The sequence below is a fragment of the Paenibacillus sp. EKM212P genome (assembly GCF_011066115.1).
Taxonomy (GTDB): domain Bacteria; phylum Bacillota; class Bacilli; order Paenibacillales; family Paenibacillaceae; genus Paenibacillus; species Paenibacillus polymyxa_B.
Window position 1 is genome coordinate 188370 of the sequence record NZ_JAAMNR010000002.1, and the last position, 17290, is coordinate 205659.

The 17290-nt window shown below is 45.2% G+C and carries 13 protein-coding genes; 3 read left to right on the forward strand and 10 right to left on the reverse strand.

What is annotated here, in order from left to right; translation table 11 throughout:
* Positions 1 to 15 precede the first annotated feature (15 nt).
* On the reverse strand, positions 16 to 1938 hold the full coding sequence (glgB, locus tag G9G54_RS06980) for a 1,4-alpha-glucan branching protein GlgB (protein ID WP_165176993.1): 1923 nt from the start codon (positions 1936 to 1938) through the stop codon (positions 16 to 18).
* Positions 1939 to 2174: 236 nt separating this feature from the next.
* On the opposite strand from glgB, the gene G9G54_RS06985 reads away from it, so the two are divergent.
* Positions 2175 to 3401: a glucose-1-phosphate adenylyltransferase gene (locus G9G54_RS06985; RefSeq protein ID WP_165176995.1), complete on the forward strand. Its 1227-nt coding sequence runs from the start codon at positions 2175 to 2177 to the stop codon at positions 3399 to 3401.
* Between the two features lie 84 nt (positions 3402 to 3485).
* On the opposite strand, the gene G9G54_RS06990 is transcribed toward G9G54_RS06985, so the two are convergent.
* The 5 genes from G9G54_RS06990 to G9G54_RS07010 all read right to left on the reverse strand — a co-directional run bounded on the left by G9G54_RS06990 (position 3486) and on the right by G9G54_RS07010 (position 8909).
* Positions 3486 to 4916, reverse strand: a complete 1431-nt coding sequence (locus tag G9G54_RS06990) for a sensor histidine kinase (RefSeq protein WP_071641091.1) — start codon at positions 4914 to 4916, stop codon at positions 3486 to 3488.
* On the reverse strand, positions 4913 to 5611 hold the full coding sequence (locus tag G9G54_RS06995; protein WP_007432526.1) for a response regulator transcription factor: 699 nt from the start codon (positions 5609 to 5611) through the stop codon (positions 4913 to 4915). The genes G9G54_RS06990 and G9G54_RS06995 overlap by 4 nt, the downstream gene beginning before the upstream one ends.
* A 1-nt stretch (position 5612) precedes the next feature.
* A complete protein-coding gene (locus tag G9G54_RS07000; RefSeq protein ID WP_165176996.1) occupies positions 5613 to 6947 on the reverse strand; it encodes a hypothetical protein in 1335 nt (444 codons plus the stop codon).
* On the reverse strand, positions 6944 to 7669 hold the full coding sequence (locus G9G54_RS07005; protein ID WP_165176998.1) for a phosphonate ABC transporter ATP-binding protein: 726 nt from the start codon (positions 7667 to 7669) through the stop codon (positions 6944 to 6946). The genes G9G54_RS07000 and G9G54_RS07005 overlap by 4 nt, the downstream gene beginning before the upstream one ends.
* An 82-nt stretch (positions 7670 to 7751) precedes the next feature.
* Positions 7752 to 8909 (reverse strand): MFS transporter, encoded by a 1158-nt coding sequence (locus G9G54_RS07010; RefSeq protein ID WP_165177000.1) that lies wholly within the window; start codon positions 8907 to 8909, stop codon positions 7752 to 7754.
* A gap of 437 nt (positions 8910 to 9346) precedes the next feature.
* Here G9G54_RS07010 and G9G54_RS07015 point away from each other — a divergent pair, with 437 nt between their 5' ends.
* Positions 9347 to 10264, forward strand: coding sequence for a hypothetical protein (locus tag G9G54_RS07015; protein ID WP_023988964.1), 918 nt, complete (start codon positions 9347 to 9349; stop codon positions 10262 to 10264).
* A gap of 66 nt (positions 10265 to 10330) precedes the next feature.
* Complete coding sequence (locus tag G9G54_RS07020; RefSeq protein WP_165177002.1) at positions 10331 to 11095, forward strand: HAD family hydrolase; 765 nt, start codon at positions 10331 to 10333, stop codon at positions 11093 to 11095.
* A gap of 67 nt (positions 11096 to 11162) precedes the next feature.
* On the opposite strand, the gene G9G54_RS07025 is transcribed toward G9G54_RS07020, so the two are convergent.
* From G9G54_RS07025 to thyA, 4 genes are all read right to left on the reverse strand, one after another.
* Positions 11163 to 13520, reverse strand: a complete 2358-nt coding sequence (locus G9G54_RS07025) for a type IA DNA topoisomerase (protein ID WP_165177004.1) — start codon at positions 13518 to 13520, stop codon at positions 11163 to 11165.
* Between the two features lie 528 nt (positions 13521 to 14048).
* On the reverse strand, positions 14049 to 15536 hold the full coding sequence (locus tag G9G54_RS07030; RefSeq protein ID WP_061831490.1) for a glutamate synthase subunit beta: 1488 nt from the start codon (positions 15534 to 15536) through the stop codon (positions 14049 to 14051).
* Between the two features lie 237 nt (positions 15537 to 15773).
* The gene (locus tag G9G54_RS07035; protein WP_165177006.1) at positions 15774 to 16262 is read right to left on the reverse strand and encodes a dihydrofolate reductase; all 489 of its coding nucleotides are present in this window, start codon (positions 16260 to 16262) and stop codon (positions 15774 to 15776) included.
* 17 nt (positions 16263 to 16279) lie between these two features.
* Positions 16280 to 17074, reverse strand: coding sequence for a thymidylate synthase (gene thyA / locus G9G54_RS07040; RefSeq protein WP_013310507.1), 795 nt, complete (start codon positions 17072 to 17074; stop codon positions 16280 to 16282).
* Positions 17075 to 17290 lie beyond the last annotated feature (216 nt).

Below are 17290 nucleotides of genomic sequence, written 5' to 3' on the forward strand. Positions count from 1 at the left end.
TTCCTCCTTATGTGTTTAATCTGCTTTTTTAGACCTCCGAGGCGCTTTCTTGAGTATAACGATGCTTAGGGGTGGTATGGTCACCTCCAAGCTGTAAAGCTGTCCGTGGCAAGGAATGGAAGCGGTCCGTATCACTCCAGTATTTAGCTGGCCACTTCCCCCAAAGTCCTTATGATCGCTGTTCAGCAGTTCGATATAACTCCCGGCCTTTTCCAGCCCAATTCGGTAGTTCTTTCTAGGCACGGGCTGAAAGTTAATTAGCACGACCAGTGTATCTCCCGGCTTTTTACTTTTACGTAAATACGTAATTACGCTCTGCCCACGATCCTCCGCTTCAATCCACTGATATCCATCCCACGAATGATCCAGTTCCCATAACGCCTTTTCCTGAATATACAAATGATTCAGCGCTTTCGTATAAGCGTGCAGCGAACGGTGACTGTCATAATCCAGCAGAAACCAGTCAAGCTGCTCTTCATCCTTCCATTCGATGAATTGGCCGAATTCCCCTCCCATAAATAAGAGTTTTTTGCCCGGTGAGGTGATTTGGTAACCGAGAAGCGCTCGAAGCCCGGCAAATTTTTGCTCATAGCTACCTGGCATTTTATCAAGCAGCGACTTCTTACCATGAACAACCTCATCGTGCGACAACGGCAGTGTAAAATTCTCGCTGTACGCATAAGCTATGGGGAATGTCAGCAAATTATGGCGCTCCGGCCTCTGATCGAAATCCGTTTCGATATAATCAAGCGTATCGTTCATCCAGCCCATATTCCATTTGTAATTAAAACCGAGTCCTCCATCGCTTACCGGGGAAGTCACCATCGGCCAGGCACTGGACTCCTCTGCCATCATCAGAGCATACGGATAATAGCGGAATACTGTTTCATTCAGTTGTTGAAGGAAGGCAATAGCCTCCTCATTTTCAATGCCTCCTTTAGAGTTAAAACGATATTGACCGTCCTGCTTTTCAAAATCCAGTCGTAGCATACTTGTCACAGCATCTACGCGCAGGCCGTCAATATGGTACACATCCATCCAGAATAGCGCATTAGATATCAGGAAAGAACGCACCTCCGGCTTGCTGTAATCAAACGTCAGCGTTCCCCAGCCGGGCTTTTCCGCAATCAGCGGATCCGCGTATTCGAACAGGGGCGATCCGTCAAACAGCCTTAATCCATGAGTATCTTTTGCAAAATGGGCTGGCACCCAATCCATCAGCACTCCGATTCCCGCCTGATGGCAACGATCCACCAAATACATAAAATCATGCGGCTCTCCATAACGGCTTGTGAGTGCAAAATATCCGGTAAGCTGGTAGCCCCAGGAAAGATCATACGGATGCTCACTCAGCGGCATCAGCTCAATATGTGTATACCCCATATCGGTCACATAAGGCACAAGAAGCTCAGCTATTTCCCTGTATGTATAAAACGTACCATCTTCTTTTTGCTTCCAAGTGCCCAGATGAAGCTCATATATGTGCAGAGGTTTTCCATAAGGTGCTCTACGTTTTCGGCGCCAAATCGCATCGTTCCAAGCATAACCATCTATAGAAGCTACCACAGAAGCCGTTGCTGGCCTCACTTCAGCACGTACCGCGTAAGGGTCTGCTTTCAGAAATCGTTCACCGTTTGCACCCGTAATGTCGTATTTGTAAAAAGTTCCTTGGGATATCCCCGGAAAAAAACGACTCCAAAAACCGGATTTGGGAACCCTATATAAGGAATCCTGTTCCCCATTCCAGTTGTTGCGATCTGTAGCAAGCCCGACATGGAGAGCATGAGGAGCCCAGACCGTAAAGCGGACGCCCTGTTCTCCGTTCTCCACAGTAAGGTGGGAACCCAAAGATCGGTAGCTGTGATAAAGCGTTCCTTCATGAAACAAATAAATATCTTCCGATGAAATAGCCTGTTGCGGAAGAGTTTGGTCTGTCATCACGTCACCACCCTTATATGTTTTGTAAGTAAAAATGTATGAATCGGTAATGCAGTCGCTTTTGGGTCAAAGCCGACCTGAGTTATTACCCCATTCTAGCCACATTGAACAGAAAAATGACTAGGAAAAAAATAAACCTTAGTTTTGGGGGAATCTTATATACCTTATGGTTTCAAGAGTACCCCATACCGTTTATGTATGTACTACACTGACAACTAAACCGGGAGGGAAACGAAATGTTTAATAAAGAATGCATTGCCATGCTGCTGGCAGGCGGAGAGGGACGCCGTCTTGCTCCCCTTACTTCAACGATTGCAAAACCCGCCGTACCTTTTGGCGGTCATTACCGGATCATCGATTTTCCTCTCAGTAACTGCGTAAATTCAGACATTGATACTGTAGGTGTCTTGACGCAATATGAGGCAGAATCCTTGCACGAACATATCGGGGATGGAACACCATGGGGTCTTACGAAAACAGATAATAAGGGAATTACCCTACTTCCATCTTATAACACAGGTAACGCTGAATACTTAGGAACGGCAGATGCTATTCATAAGAATATCGAATATATTGACAGCCAAAATCCGGAGCATGTGCTTATTTTATCCGGTGATCATATCTACTATATGAATTATCGTGAAATGCTGAACCACCATAAGGAAAAAGGAGCTGCGGCTACCATTTCTGTCATGGAGGTACCTTGGGATGAAGCACACCGTTTTGGTGTTATGAGTGCCGATGAAGATCTGCGTGTCACAGAATTTGCAGAGAAGCCGGAGAAACCGGAAAGTAATTTGGCTTCCATGGGGATTTACCTTTTCAAATGGGATTACTTAAGAAATTACCTGTTAGAAGACGCACAGGATGCTCAATCCAGTCATGATTTTGGTAAAGATATCATACCTAAAATGTTGGCGGACCAAGAATCCTTGTACGTTTATGAATTCCAGGGCTATTGGAAGGACGTAGGTACCGTTAAAAGCCTATGGGATTCACACATGGATTTGTTAGAGGATGATTGTGCTATCGACCTTCAACGCAAGGACTGGCCGATGTATACACGTGAACGCCGCACAAGGTTGAGCGCACAAAAGGTACCTAACCGTCAAACACAACCATTGGGTAGCTTGTTGCATGATTCCTGCCAAGTAGAGGGCCGAATAGAACGCTCCGTTGTATTTAGTGGTGTCGAGGTAGGTAAAGGTTCAGCCATTAAAGAAAGTATCGTTATGCCTGACACACGCATTGGACGTAACGTCCATATTGAACATGCGATTATCGGTGAAGGTGCTGTGATTCGCGATGGTGCTGTCATTAAAGGTAATCCGGGCGAAATTATGGTTATCGGACCCAATGAAGTGGTATTTGGTAAAATGGCGGTACGACCGCAAACTACGCGTATGCTGAAAGAAGCTTACGAGCGCAATACACGCTTGCGTGCCGAAGGTTTTACTTCATAACGTTACCCCCAAATTAAAAACAGCCAGCCCTCCCGATTTGAGAGGACTGGCTGTTTTTCTAGTTAAATCTATACAATGGGCCTTTTAAATCAGCCCTTCAGTAAGTTGTGATGGTTCCACGGACTGCTCTGCTTGCAGAGCAGGTAATGAAACCGTAATGGTAGTTCCAGCCCCCAGTTCACTTCTAATGAGCATCTGACCATGATGACGCTCGATAAACTGTTGCGAGATTGCCAATCCCAGTCCAGTACCACCGTTTTGGTGGTCTACCTGGAAAAAGCGGTCTCTAACTCTGGCAAGATTTTCAGCACTAATTCCAATCCCTGTATCTTGTACGGATATCTCGATATTGCCATCAATCCGTTGTAGAGACAGGAAAATAATTGAGCTTTCATGCGAAAACTTGATAGCATTGTCCACAATGTTCAAAAACACCTGTTTTAGACGGTTACCGTCTCCATGGACGAGATATGCCGTTTCCTCCGAATCCAGCTGAAGTTTTATCTGCTTCATTTCTGCTTTGGCCCATACGTTCAGCATAATTTCCTGCAAAAGCTCCCGTAGATCCACCGTTCCCATCACAAGCTTCATGGCATTCTGCTCCAGCTTGGAAAAATCGAGGATTTCCTCCACCAAGCCAATCAGTCGATCCGTCTCTTTAGAAATAATCTTCATCCCGATTTTCGTCTCTTCCGGGTCATAACCGCCAGAATTTAACGTTTCACTCCAACCCTTAATAGATGTAAGCGGAGTACGCAATTCATGAGATATGGATGATATAAAATCATCCTTGATTTGATTTGTTCTGACAATTTCCTGTGCCATATAGTTCAGAGTCGAAGCCAGTTCACCCAACTCATAGCGATAATCGCCTTCAATGCGTGCATCAAACCTCCCCTGAGCCATCTGAGCAGATACATCGCGTATATTATTAATTGGTCTAACAATGGAATTCGCGAGCCCTGTACTGACCACAAATACAATAACCAGTACAGCTGCCATGATGCCAAGAGAAAACAGCGTAATCGTAAACAGCTTATCATTTACCAATTCCAGCGAAGTCGTATACCGAATAACATACACCTGGTCTCCGACGATATTGTCCAGTTTTTGAGATACCGCCATCACTTGCTGCCCCGTACTCGGTTGCTTTCCGATCCATTTGCCCGTATCTCCAGCTAATGCTTGTGTCACATCACTTGTTTGCACACTTAGATCTGCTGCAAAATTCGTCGAGTTATCAATTACATTTCCCTGTTCATCAAGCAACTGCAGTTCAGTGAAGGGCAGAGAAAATGTATTTAACAAATACGATTGCAAAGACTGTTCCGGCTCTTTGAATTTGGGTGCAAATTCACTTACCGATTCGATACGGCTTTCGATATGTTTGTAAATGGAATCGTAATAGTACGACCGGAGTGCAAACATAAAAATGACTTCTACTAACAGAAGCGCCAAGAACACTACGAAAAAATAGTGAAGCACAATCTGTCGGCGAATCCCCTTTTTGATCATTGAGACTGACCTTTCCATTTATATCCATGTCCCCACACTGTTTGTAAAAAAGCTGGCTCAGATGGATTGTTTTCAATTTTCTGCCGCAGACGTCGGATATTCACATCTACAATTTTCGGATCGCCCATATATTCCTTGCCCCATACGTGATCAAGTAGAACATCTCGGCTGAGCGGCGTGTTTTCTTTTTCCAGAAAAAATTGAATCAGAGAAAACTCAGTCGGTGTCAGCTCGATCAGCTGCCCGTTCTTCTTAAATTGCTTAGCAATCAAATCTAGCGTAAACGGTCCAGACTGGAAGGACACTTTGGCTGCTGTTTCACGATGTACATTCACCCGACGCAATAACGATTGAATACGTGCAATCAGCTCCGTCGGGCTAAAAGGTTTACTCACATGGTCATCGGCCCCTACAGACAAGGCATACACCTTATCCTGCTCCTGTACCTTCGCTGTGAGAAAAATAATGCCGATGCGCTCATTCGTTTCCCGGATTCTCCGACAGACTTCAAAACCATCCATACCGGGTACCATTACGTCAAGCAGTGCAATATCAATATCCCGCACCGTGTTCAAAATATTCAGAGCCTCATGCCCTTCCGACGCCTCCAGCACCTCAAAACCGTTACGTTTCAAGTTAATGACAATAAAACTGCGAATGGATTCCTCGTCTTCCATGATTAAAACTTTACTCACTCTACTCTACCTGCCTTTCCCCCATCTTGTTTTTTATGGTTTTACGCGGTTCCAGCTCACTGGATCGCTTAATGCCAATGACCTGCGCATTCGTTCGCCACAGTTGGCTATACCCTTCGTTGTTTCGCTCCCATTGTGACAACGAGAAAAATTTAATTTCCGCAATCGTTTTGTCTGTATCATCCAAAATGAAGCGCAAATAGCTGTCCTTCTTCGAAACTTTCGGATCAATCGTCACCTTGCCATGCAGCTCTTTCGGTAATCTGAAGTAGACCTGTTCATTAGAATCACGATACTGCTGCTGCTTAAAAATCGTCCCTTTCGCTCCGTCCCACTGATAGAACGACACAAAATATGGAACCTCATCCAGCGGCTTATTACTCCAACCTTTTGGCTTCTCCAAATTACCAAATTCCAGAATACCGTCACCATCCACATCACCACTGGCGATGGTCGCATCCTTGAAGGTGACATCCATAAGATTAAGCTTCCTGAGCTTGCCGTGATCCATCACAATGACATTGGAGACGGTAGTGGTCTGGGCAATTTTGGTGTCTATAACAATCCCCTGCCTACCCTCGGCTACCTTGCCAGCAACGACATTATAGACACCTAAGACCTGACTGTCCAAATCCAACGATCCGATTTCCTTAAAGGTTCCCCCACTGAATTGAAATGTTTTAACTGTAAAGAATTCATTACGTCGCAGCGTGATAATCGTCAAATCATTCAAATTATCCCCGTTCAAGTCCATCTTGTTATGGTTAAAATCATCTACGACGAAGTCCGTATAACCTGTAGCATATATTTTCTCCAGAGTTCCTCCGGTATAGGAATACACGATGAGTCCCTTCTGATCCCCGCCATCGCCACTATCTCCACTGGAAAAACCCGCTACAATATCGAGTGTTCCATCATTCGTTAAATCCACGAGCTTAAATGACTCCAGCACAGTGCCTTCCCCATCAAACGTTAGCTTCTTTACCCACGTTCCGCCCTGATCTTCAAACAAGGCACCATGTATTTTTACGCTCTCATCTGGCGTTTCATAAAAGAGCACTGCTTCGTCTGTGCCATCATTGTTCAGATCACCCGTCCGAATTGGCGTCGGGTCATCTGGGTCATTCGGCCTTAAAGGCTGTACCGCCCCTAGTTGCGTATTCACTGCACCATTCAACTGCTGTTTCTCGTCAGACATCGTCGGTGTCTCCATCAGCGAAATGGGATCGCTAATAACATTACAGCCGCTTAAAAATCCAGCAAGGAGCAGCAAGGAACAGCAGCCAGCCACCATTCTCAACAGCATTATATTCACTTCTCTTGCCGTCCCCTTCACAATTTGTTCTTTTCTGCTTGTGTCAATCGTCTTCCCTGAATGTCAAACACCAATTCACCATCATTCAACCCCCATATACGGGAAGCAAAGCGTTCAGCCATTTCCAGCGGCAATACAGTCATGATCGTCACCCGCTCGTCAGAACACAGCTTGCGAAAGGTCTCCAGTACATGCGCTGCCGAAGCTGGATCAAGTCCATTTACAGGCTCATCAGCTAAAATAACTTTAGCTCCGTGCACGAGAGCACGCGCAGTCGCTACCCGCTGCCGCTCGCCACCGCTGAGCTTGTCGCATTTATCATGCGCCTTATCCAGCAGACCCAGATCCTCCAGTACGTCCATCGCTCCCATGTAATCGTCGGAACGCACCATACCGGTCACCATTCTCCACATTGGAGTTTGACCGGATCTGCCAATGAGCACATTTTTAAGAGCGGTTCGATTCATATTTAGATGCGGGTTTTGCTCCAGGTATGCCCATTCCCGCTTTATTTTCATCTTGCCCGTCCACCCGGATTTCAGCACATCATTGCCACCTACAATTAAACTGCCTTCATCCCATGGCTCTAGTAAAGCAAGACAGCGAAGCAGCGTCGTTTTGCCGCTTCCACTTGGCCCCACTATGGCAATGAATTCGCCCTGATGAATTTCAGCATCAATTCCTCGAAGTAGCTGGGTCCGTTCAGGCCCCACTTGCTTGGTCAGCTTCCGAATTTTAATCATCTAAGTGATTCCCCTTTGCGCGCCATCAATACTGTTTATATTTTATAGTAAATGTGAAACAAATACCATGCAAACCGCAGTTTTAAACCGCCGGTACTCTTTTTCTGGAAAACAGACCTAACAATCCGAAAACAACGTAACTACCTCCAAGGACAAAAAACATGCTGCCTTGAGTTCCATAGTCCAGCAATCCTCCGCTAATATTAGGTCCGATCACACTTCCCAGATTAAAGTGAAAGGATGCCAGTACATTAGCGGCTGCTAAAAATGATTTGGGCAGCAGATCAGCGGCATAGGCCAAACCGAGGGAGAAAAAGGAGCCTACTAAACCACCTGCTAGGGTCAGCAATATCAAAGTGAACATAAAATGATTACCGCTCCATGGTAGCAACATAAAGGTCATTCCCCCTGCTATACCTACGCTCATTAGCACCTTTTTACGTCCCCAACAGTCACTCAATATCCCTAGCGGTAGCTGCAGCACTAACCCTCCCAAACTGACGAACGGCAGCAAGGCGGCGATTTCATCGGTATGAAAGCCAATACGTAGGCCATAGACTGGAAAGTTACTGTTCAGGCTCGCTTCCATATAGCCGTATAGAAATGCTGGCAAAAGAGCGTACCATGCCCAGCTGTAACTGCGACGAAATCTTTGAGTGGGACGTGCCTCGGACTCCAGCTTCTCCGGTCTGGAGTCCGGCAGCTTAATTAACACCAACAGCAAAACAAGCAAGCACAATAAGTCCAACGCAGCGAATGGAACCAGCATTCCATAATCGAGTAGCCATAATCCCAATGGTCCTAATGCAAAACCCAGACCGTATGACATACCATAAAAGGAAATGTTGCGGCCTCGCTTCTCTGCTGGAGTCACCAACAATATCCATAGCTGCGCAGAGTAGTGCAGTGCACTGTCACCAATACCTACTAGCAGACGCAGTACGAACCATACCCGAATATCAGGGATTAGCGGGAACAGCAGTAGCGTAATGAGCACTAGCACAAGCCCTCCGGCCATCAGCTTTTTGAACCCCAACAAGCCCAATGTCCGTTCTGCCACCAACGTCATTGCGAATGAACCAATATACAGGGCAGCCGCATTCATTCCGTTTAGTGAAGATGAAACTCCCATTTGTTCCAACGAGATAGACAGAATAGGTAATAATAAACCTTGGCATAATCCAGCAACAATAATAACAGCAATTAAAATAAAATAGTGAACCCGTAACGACGGCGACATCCTAGCTCCTCCTGATCGAACAAATAAAATAATTAAAATTAATGTTAAGAAATGATTTGCATTTGATTCCATAATCAATAATAATTCTTATCACTATGTATTCCATACCGTCCTGCAAAACCGACAAACACATACAAATTCAGGTGTAATTAGTGTATTAAAGAATAGAAGAAAAAAATCGCCATCTGAGATGACGATTTTACGGAAAGAGCTTGTCTGGTATGTATCCGACTCCTTTGGTTAAGGAGCCTCGTATGTTCAATCCGAACCCATTCACGTCACAACGCACTATTTCATATTATAGTGGACAATCCCTGGCAGAACAAGCCATAATAAATAAATGAGCAATTATTAAAATGCTCATGTTTTGCTTATGGACGGGCTTAATTACGTTCACCGCTCTGGGCTAGAAGACAGAATAGGAGGCATTGGGTTCCATGAGTTATCAAATTAAAATAGACACTTCTCCAATTTATGAATTGCTCGGCAGCTTCATGGCCTATGTGACTAAAAAGTGGGTCCAAGATATGGACTTGGGCCATGAATGGATCGACAAGGTGGATGCACGACTACAACATGAAGTTCGTACTGAGCTTGCTACAGCTCAGGATTGCCCTTTTAGCGATTATGACGCACTCTATGCCTGGGCGTTACTTCGACCGGAATCGGATGAAATATCTGATTATATCTCTTATTTGGACCACGGTCCGGATAAAGATATGTTTGAGCTGCTCGTTCCGCATATCCCTTTTTTAACCTTTGAAGAATCTTTACGCATTCGTAAGGTATACGCACCACTCCTCAAATTGTGGGATCGTGATTATTTTCGGGCCTTGGAAGGCGAACTACGTGTGTTGGCAGAAGAAGACGCTGCGGAAAAGCGCATGCTACTGAGTAAAATGGAACCGGAAGCACTGGTTGAGTATGCGACAGCTGGACTAGTCGTGCCACACATGGAAGACCTGGATACAGTAGTCCTATTTCCGGTTGTCCATAATCGCCCGATTAATTCATACTGTTTTTATACCCGCACACTGCTGATCCAGTATCCAGTAGATATTCCCGAGGAGAGCGAGGAAGAACCGCCTACGCTTCTGCTACGGCTCACTCGTGCGGTCAATGATCCGCAGCGGCTGCGAATTCTGCGTTATGTAGCTCAAGGTCCTAAGTCTCTCGAAGATATGCGCCATGATTTGAGCCGTTTGGAAGATACACTCATGTCTGATATGATGATTTTACGAGTGGCTGGTCTGCTCCGTATTCACATCGGACGTTATCATAAGGAAAAATTCAGCATCCGTCCCGATGGCGCGGCTGATTTACAGGTGTTTTTGGAATCCTATATTGGATTGTAATTTGAATTGTACTTTTAGTTATAACCAAAGCAGCGTTAAAGCTTTGGCTTGGAAGGAGTATGCATCATGTCGTATCCGAAGCAGCACATTTTATTTGATCTTGATGACACCTTAGTCCACTGCAACAAGTATTTTGACCTTATCCTCAACTACTTTTTTGATTTGCTTCAGGAATGGTTTGCAACTCATAACCTAACGAAAAATACGATTCGTGAAAAACAAATCGAAATTGATGTGGCCGGAGTTCATCAAGTGGGCTTTGCCAGCGAGCATTTTCCACAATCTCTGATAGATACGTACCAATTTTTCTCGGAACAATTCGGACGCCGTCTCGATTTTCGGGAAGAGCAGGAGCTTCGCTCTCTTGGCCGAAGTGTGTACGAACAGGAAATCGAACCGTATCCAGGCATGGTCGAAACGTTGAACTCCCTCCAAAAAGCAGGGCATTCCCTCCATCTTTATACTGGGGGTGAGCAGATCATTCAAGAAAGAAAGATTGAACAAATGAAACTGGCTACCTACTTTAATGAGCGCATCTACATTCGCCAGCATAAAAATGTCGAAGCACTGGAAGAAATCATCCAGATGAATCGCTTGGACCGAAGCATCACCTGGATGATCGGGAATTCTCTGCGCACTGATGTATCTCCAGCCCTTGCCGCAGGTATTCATGCTGTCTATCTCAAGCAGCCAAAGGAATGGATTTATAATATGGTTGAATTGCAAAAAAACGTGAACTCCGTGATGTATACGATACAGAAGCTAACGGAAGTACCACGGGTTATCCACGAAAGCATACAATTGCATCAACAAAAAAGGACCCTCGGATAGGGTCCCTTTTTTGTTTTTAATGTTATTCAACCTTTGATTCAGCCAAAATAGTGGTCTAAACCCTGTCTCAGGATTCCTCTAGAACGCTAAGTTGTCCTGTACCTGGTTCATTCAGAACAATTCGCGCTTTGACGGTCGATCCATCTTTACGCTTAAAAGACAACAATTGCGTCTGTCCCTTCGTCAACAGAGATTTGAGCATCGTTCCGGTAATCTGCTTTCCAGCATATTCCTTCCAGACGACAAAGCCACAGCCCTGCTTGTAGTGGCTGCACCCATACCCTTTGCGGCCTTCTATAATGCTTCCGCCGCAATTAGAGCGTGGGCAGCTACCCAAAGCTTGCCTTTGGCTCACCGAAAAGCCTGAGGCTCCATCGGAGGAGCTGCGTGCAGCGGAACCCGCTGTTCCCGCAGCACGACTTGCTGGTGCTGCTGCCTGCTCCAGCGTTGCGCTTCCAGCGCTGCCACCGCGTCCTGATGTAGCACGCCCTCCCCCTTTGGCGGCGGTGCCTCCACTCGCGCGTACATTACGTGCGCCTTCTTTTCCAGCTGCACGTTTGCCCCTTGCTTCCTCGCCAAAGGCATTTGCCGGAGCCGGTGGCTGCTGCCTCACCTTGTCAATGATGGACAACGTAAATCTTTTAACGTTATCCATAAACTTCTCTTGAGCCGCCTCTCCTTTGGAAATTTGGTGTAGACGACGTTCCCATTGACCAGTCATCTCCGGCGAGGCTAATAGATCAACCCCGGCATGACGGATCAGGTCAATAGCCATCTTTCCCTTTTCCGTAATAAGAATCTTTTTGCCCTTCATTTCAATATAGCCAACCTTTTTCAATCGTTCAATTGTGGCGGCCCGCGTCGCAGGTGTGCCTAAACCGGCGTCCTTCATGACCTCACGCAATTCCTCATTCTCCATCTGTTTGCCCGCGCTTTCCATCGCCTTAAGCAATGTACCCTCCGTGTAGCTTTTAGGGGGCTGAGTCGCCTTTTCTTTCATCTCGGCCCGAACACAATCCACGGGACACCCCGCATCAATCTCAAACTTCTTATCCGTCCACTCGTCCGTTTCCTCTTCATCCTCTTTTTTCGGTGATTTGCTCTTTTTACCTTTATCCTGATCAGCCTTACTCAAAACCACTTTCCATCCCAAGGAAAGAAGCTCTTTGATATTTGTTTTAAACAGATGCTTGTCCACCTGTGTCATTACGGTATGCATTTTGTATTCAGCAGGTGGGAAAAAATGTGACAAAAACCTGCGAATAACCAGGTCATATACATTTTGCTCCTCCTTGCTTAACGTTCCTGGCCTTTTTAACGTCGGCAGAATAGCATGGTGATCCTCAACACGAGATGGATTGCAGACAGATTTATTTTGTTTATGGACCAAATTGGGGTTGGCTTGTTGTACCAGATCAGCATAAGGACCTGTCCCCAGCATCCGTAGTGCCTTGTGCATGCCGTCTATATTTTGCTCTGTCACATAGTTAGAATTGGTACGCGGATAGGAAATGACCTTGTGTCGCTCATAAAGCGCTTGTGCCACATCCAGTGTTTTTTTGGCCGAATAACCGTACTTGGCATTCGCCTCGCGTTGAAGCAGCGTTAAATCGTACAATTTAAAAGGATACTCTTTTGTCTGCTTGGTATCATATTTGGTGATTTCACCTGTTTTTCCGCGAACGGCCGCAGCGATCGCCTCAGCTTCCTCTGGCTTCGTCAACCGATCCCCCTGCCACGCACCTTTGTACTTGATCTGTTCTTGCTTAAATTCAGCCCACACATCATAGAAGGTTTGAGACTGAAATGCCTCAATTTCCTTTTCCCGGTCATGAATCAGTGCCAGCACGGGAGTCTGCACCCGTCCTACTGACAGCAGTGTATTATGTCGTGTTGTGAACGCTCTGGAAGCATTCATTCCGATCAGCCAGTCCGCTTCACTTCGTGCCCTCGCAGCTTGAGTCAGAAATTCAAACTCCGAAGCATCTCGCAATCGTTCAAAGCCTGTCGCAATACTTTCCGCTGTCAAATCTGAAATCCACAGCCGCTTAACTGGCTGATGCAACTTCAATTGCTGCTGAATCAACGCAAAAATATATTGCCCTTCCCGTCCAGCATCACAAGCATTTACGATGGCATTGCAGCGTTTAGCCAGTTCACCAATCATTTTCAGCTGATCTTTTGTTTTCGGATTCGGTACGATTTTGAACTGCTCAGGGATAATAGGAAGATCCTTAATATTCCATCGTTTGTACTTCTCATCGTATGCATCCGGCTCAGCCAAACCCAACAAATGTCCGATCGCCCAGGTTACAATGTATTTCTCACCTTCCAAATAAGTACGGTTATTTTTAGCCCGCGGCTCCATAACAGCGGCAATCGTCCGTCCCATATCTGGTTTCTCAGCAATAATCAACGTCTTCATTCATACTCCATTCCTTCCTGACGGCCTTCTGTTTCTCCTCCATGAATCATACATATACATGGAACGTTAATGAAAACACAGGTATCCCGGCCTCATGCAAAAGGAGCCTTCTCGCGACGAAAGCTCCTTTGTAAATTCATTTAGTCTAACGTTTCAACAATATACGTGTATTATACCATAGATACCACGGTTCTCTCAGGTCATGATTTTATACAGTCAACAAAAGTTATGTACATGTTAATTTATATTACATAATCATCGACTTTTATCTAATTTTCTTGTGAAATAATCCTTTTTCTATAAAAAAAATCTACACTAAACACCACTTTTTATGTTATGATCAATTTAGATAAGAAATATATGGTGATAAGATTAAATTTAAGTTATATTATATAACATATATTTCACAATGTTTCACAGCTCAATAATCATTTATTCATTTTTCGCTTCTGGCAGACTCAGCTTGAAATACAATAAAGCCCCATCCGAAGATGGAGCTTTGACTGATCCGTAACATGAAATTTATAATTACACCAAAACGGTAGCGCCCATGAGGTATTTATCAACTTCTCGTGCAGCTTCTCGACCTTCATTAATAGCCCACACGACAAGACTTTGTCCGCGACGCATATCACCTGCAGCAAAAACCTTATCCACATTAGTAACATATTTTCCATAACGTGCTTTAACGTTGGAACGACGGTCCGTCTCCAAACCAATTTGCTCTACAATCGTTTGCTCAGGACCATCAAATCCAATGGCAATAAGAGCGATTTGTGCAGGGAATACGCGCTCCGTACCTGGAATCGGTTGATAGATTTTGCGCCCAGTTTCATCAACAATCCGTTGAATTTGAATGGTGTGTAGCTCTTTCAGATTACCGTTCTCATCACCTACAAATTTGGTCGTCATGATGGAGAACTCACGTGGATCTTCTCCGAACAACGCCTTAGCTTCTTCCTGTGCATAATCGAGAGAATACACGTTTGGAAATTGCGGCCAAGGATTGGCAATCGGGTCACGCTCCATAGGCGCTTTGGTGTGTGTGCCAAATTGAGTGACACTCCGACATCCATGACGCAAAGAAGTAGCTACACAGTCCGAACCCGTATCACCGCCACCGATTACAATAACGTCCTTACCTTGGGAAGACAAATAGTTGCCATCTTCCAGATTGGAGTCCAAGTAACTTTTGATGGTACCATTCAGATAATCCATCGCATAATGAACACCCTTTAAATCGCTACCTTCAATGTTGAATTCTCTTGGCTTCGTAGAACCACCGCATAGGACAACAGCATCATATTCAGCAATCAACTGATCGGTAGGGATATCTTTGCCAATTTCCGTATTTGTGATGAATTGAATACCTTCAGCCTCCAGCAAATCCACACGCCGCTGAACAACCTTCTTATCCAATTTCATGGACGGTATGCCATACATCAATAATCCACCCACACGATCTGCACGCTCATACACAGTCACGCTGTGCCCTGCTTTGTTAAGCTGTGCAGCCGCAGCCAAACCTGCCGGACCCGAACCGACAACAGCCACTCGTTTGCCTGTACGCTTTTCTGGCGGATTAGGGACAACCCAGCCTTCCTCAAAACCCTTTTCGATAATAGCTTCCTCAATGGTTTTAATTGTAACAGACTGTCCGATCAGGCCGACTGTACACGAACCTTCACATGGCGCAGGACAGACACGACCTGTAAATTCCGGGAAGTTATTTGTTTTGTGCAGCCGCTCTAGCGCTTCCTTCCACAAACCACGATATACGAGATTGTTCCATTCCGGAATGAGATTATGAACCGGGCAGCCTAAAGTTGCTCCCATGATATCCATCCCCGTATGACAATAAGGAGTTCCGCAGTCCATACAACGCGCCCCTTGGGTACGCAGCTCTTCTTCAGACATATGCTTATGGAATTCTTCCCAATCCTTTATACGCTCTGCCGGGTCCCGGTCTGTAGGAAGCTGTCGTGTGTATTCCATAAATCCAGTTGGTGTAGACATGTTACGTTCCCCCATCTCTTCGCTTATGAACCCCGATCATCCATTCAGAATTTAAGTCAAATTCGAATTTGTCTGTTTGTATTATGAAAGGGTCTGTTCTCGTTGAATTTGATTTATTGTATCACAATACAGCGTAAAAGTAATGAAAACTTATGCAACTTTTTGCATCAACACCAAAAGGATTTTTTATATGGTTTATTAATTTTTCAAATGAGTGGGGTCGGCTACAGTCTATTCTTATTCCGTTTTCTCGTAAACAACAAAACGGTACTCATATGGATTTCTGTCATCCTTGATACCCAGAGTCTCATTAACTATATTCCAACCGTTCCAATCCAGCTCAGGGAACGTTGTATCGCCTTCAAAAGTCTCCTCAATCCGAGTCACAATCAGCCGATCGGCATGTGGCCAAAACAGTGCATAAATCTCTGCTCCTCCAATGACCATTAGCTCCTCCTGCTTTGCTAATTGGAGCCCTTCTTCCAGTGAATGAATCACTTCCGCACCTTCCACCTGATAACACTGATCTCGAGTTAAGACGACGTTACGTCGGTTTGGCAGGCTTTTTCCTCCAAAGGATTCCCACGTCTTGCGCCCCATGAGTACCGTTTTATTAATCGTCTGCTCTTTGAAAAAGGCCATGTCTCTAGGGAGGCGCCAGGGAAGTTTGTTATCCTGGCCAATCACACCATTTTGTGCCATAGCCCATATCATTGAAATGCCCATTTTTCCACCTCCTCTAATCAGATGGCGACAGGCGCCTTAATCCCTGGATGATACTCGTAATTTTCAAAAGCAAAATCGTCATAGGTATAATCAAAAATCGAATCCGGTTTGCGCAGAATTTTTAACTGAGGCAACGGATAAGGATCACGTTCCAGCTGTGTATGCACTTGTTGCATATGATTTGAATAAATATGCACATCGCCGCCTGACCAAATAAATTCGCCGGGCTCCAAACCACACTGCTGTGCAACCATATGCGTAAGCAATGCATAACTCGCGATGTTGAACGGCAGCCCTAGAAAGGTATCCACAGAACGCATTGTTAGCATACAGGAAAGCTTTCCTCCAGCTACATAGAACTGAAATACAAAGTGACATGGCGGCAACTTCATGGATTCGATTTCTGCCACATTCCAAGCACTGACGATGTGTCGACGTGAGTCCGGATTGTTTTTAATTGCCTCTATGACATTCGCAATTTGATCAATATGTTGCCCGTCTGTTGTTTCCCACGAGCGCCATTGCGATCCATATACAGGCCCCAGATTCCCCTGCTCGTCCGCCCACTCATCCCAAATGGTAACTCCGTTCTCCTTGAGATAAGAAATGTTGGTATCTCCCCGCAAAAACCATAACAGCTCATGAATAACGGATTTCAAATGAACTCTTTTGGTGGTCACCAAGGGAAAGCCCTTGGCCAGATCAAAACGGAGTTGTCTTCCGAAAACAGATAGTGTCCCCGTTCCTGTGCGATCCTCTTTTTTTACTCCATTCTCTAAAATATCCTCCAGCAGTTCCAAATAGTTGCGCACGTTATTCCTCTCCTTTGAGCATGAATAAAAACCTGGCATCGCCAGATTCTAATCTTTAAAATTCTTTTTCTGCACCAATATCTATATTTAGTTTATCATGTACGGTGCTTCGTTGACCATGTACTGTGTGAATTTTCATAGTAGTCCTGAAAATCCTAAAGTTTGAAAAAAAAGAGACAAAGAGCGCAGATATAGCGCTCCTTGCCTCTCTTTGTC

Excerpts from the sequence above, each read along its gene's own strand:
- glgB (WP_165176993.1), bottom strand. The coding sequence starts at position 1,938 with ATGACAGACCAAACTCTTCCGCAACAGGCTATTTCATCGGAAGATATT.
- G9G54_RS06985 (WP_165176995.1), top strand. The coding sequence starts at position 2,175 with ATGTTTAATAAAGAATGCATTGCCATGCTGCTGGCAGGCGGAGAGGGA.
- G9G54_RS06990 (WP_071641091.1), bottom strand. The coding sequence starts at position 4,916 with ATGATCAAAAAGGGGATTCGCCGACAGATTGTGCTTCACTATTTTTTC.
- G9G54_RS07005 (WP_165176998.1), bottom strand. The coding sequence starts at position 7,669 with ATGATTAAAATTCGGAAGCTGACCAAGCAAGTGGGGCCTGAACGGACC.
- G9G54_RS07010 (WP_165177000.1), bottom strand. The coding sequence starts at position 8,909 with ATGTCGCCGTCGTTACGGGTTCACTATTTTATTTTAATTGCTGTTATT.
- G9G54_RS07015 (WP_023988964.1), top strand. The coding sequence starts at position 9,347 with ATGAGTTATCAAATTAAAATAGACACTTCTCCAATTTATGAATTGCTC.
- G9G54_RS07020 (WP_165177002.1), top strand. The coding sequence starts at position 10,331 with ATGTCGTATCCGAAGCAGCACATTTTATTTGATCTTGATGACACCTTA.
- G9G54_RS07025 (WP_165177004.1), bottom strand. The coding sequence starts at position 13,520 with ATGAAGACGTTGATTATTGCTGAGAAACCAGATATGGGACGGACGATT.
- G9G54_RS07030 (WP_061831490.1), bottom strand. The coding sequence starts at position 15,536 with ATGTCTACACCAACTGGATTTATGGAATACACACGACAGCTTCCTACA.
- G9G54_RS07035 (WP_165177006.1), bottom strand. The coding sequence starts at position 16,262 with ATGGGCATTTCAATGATATGGGCTATGGCACAAAATGGTGTGATTGGC.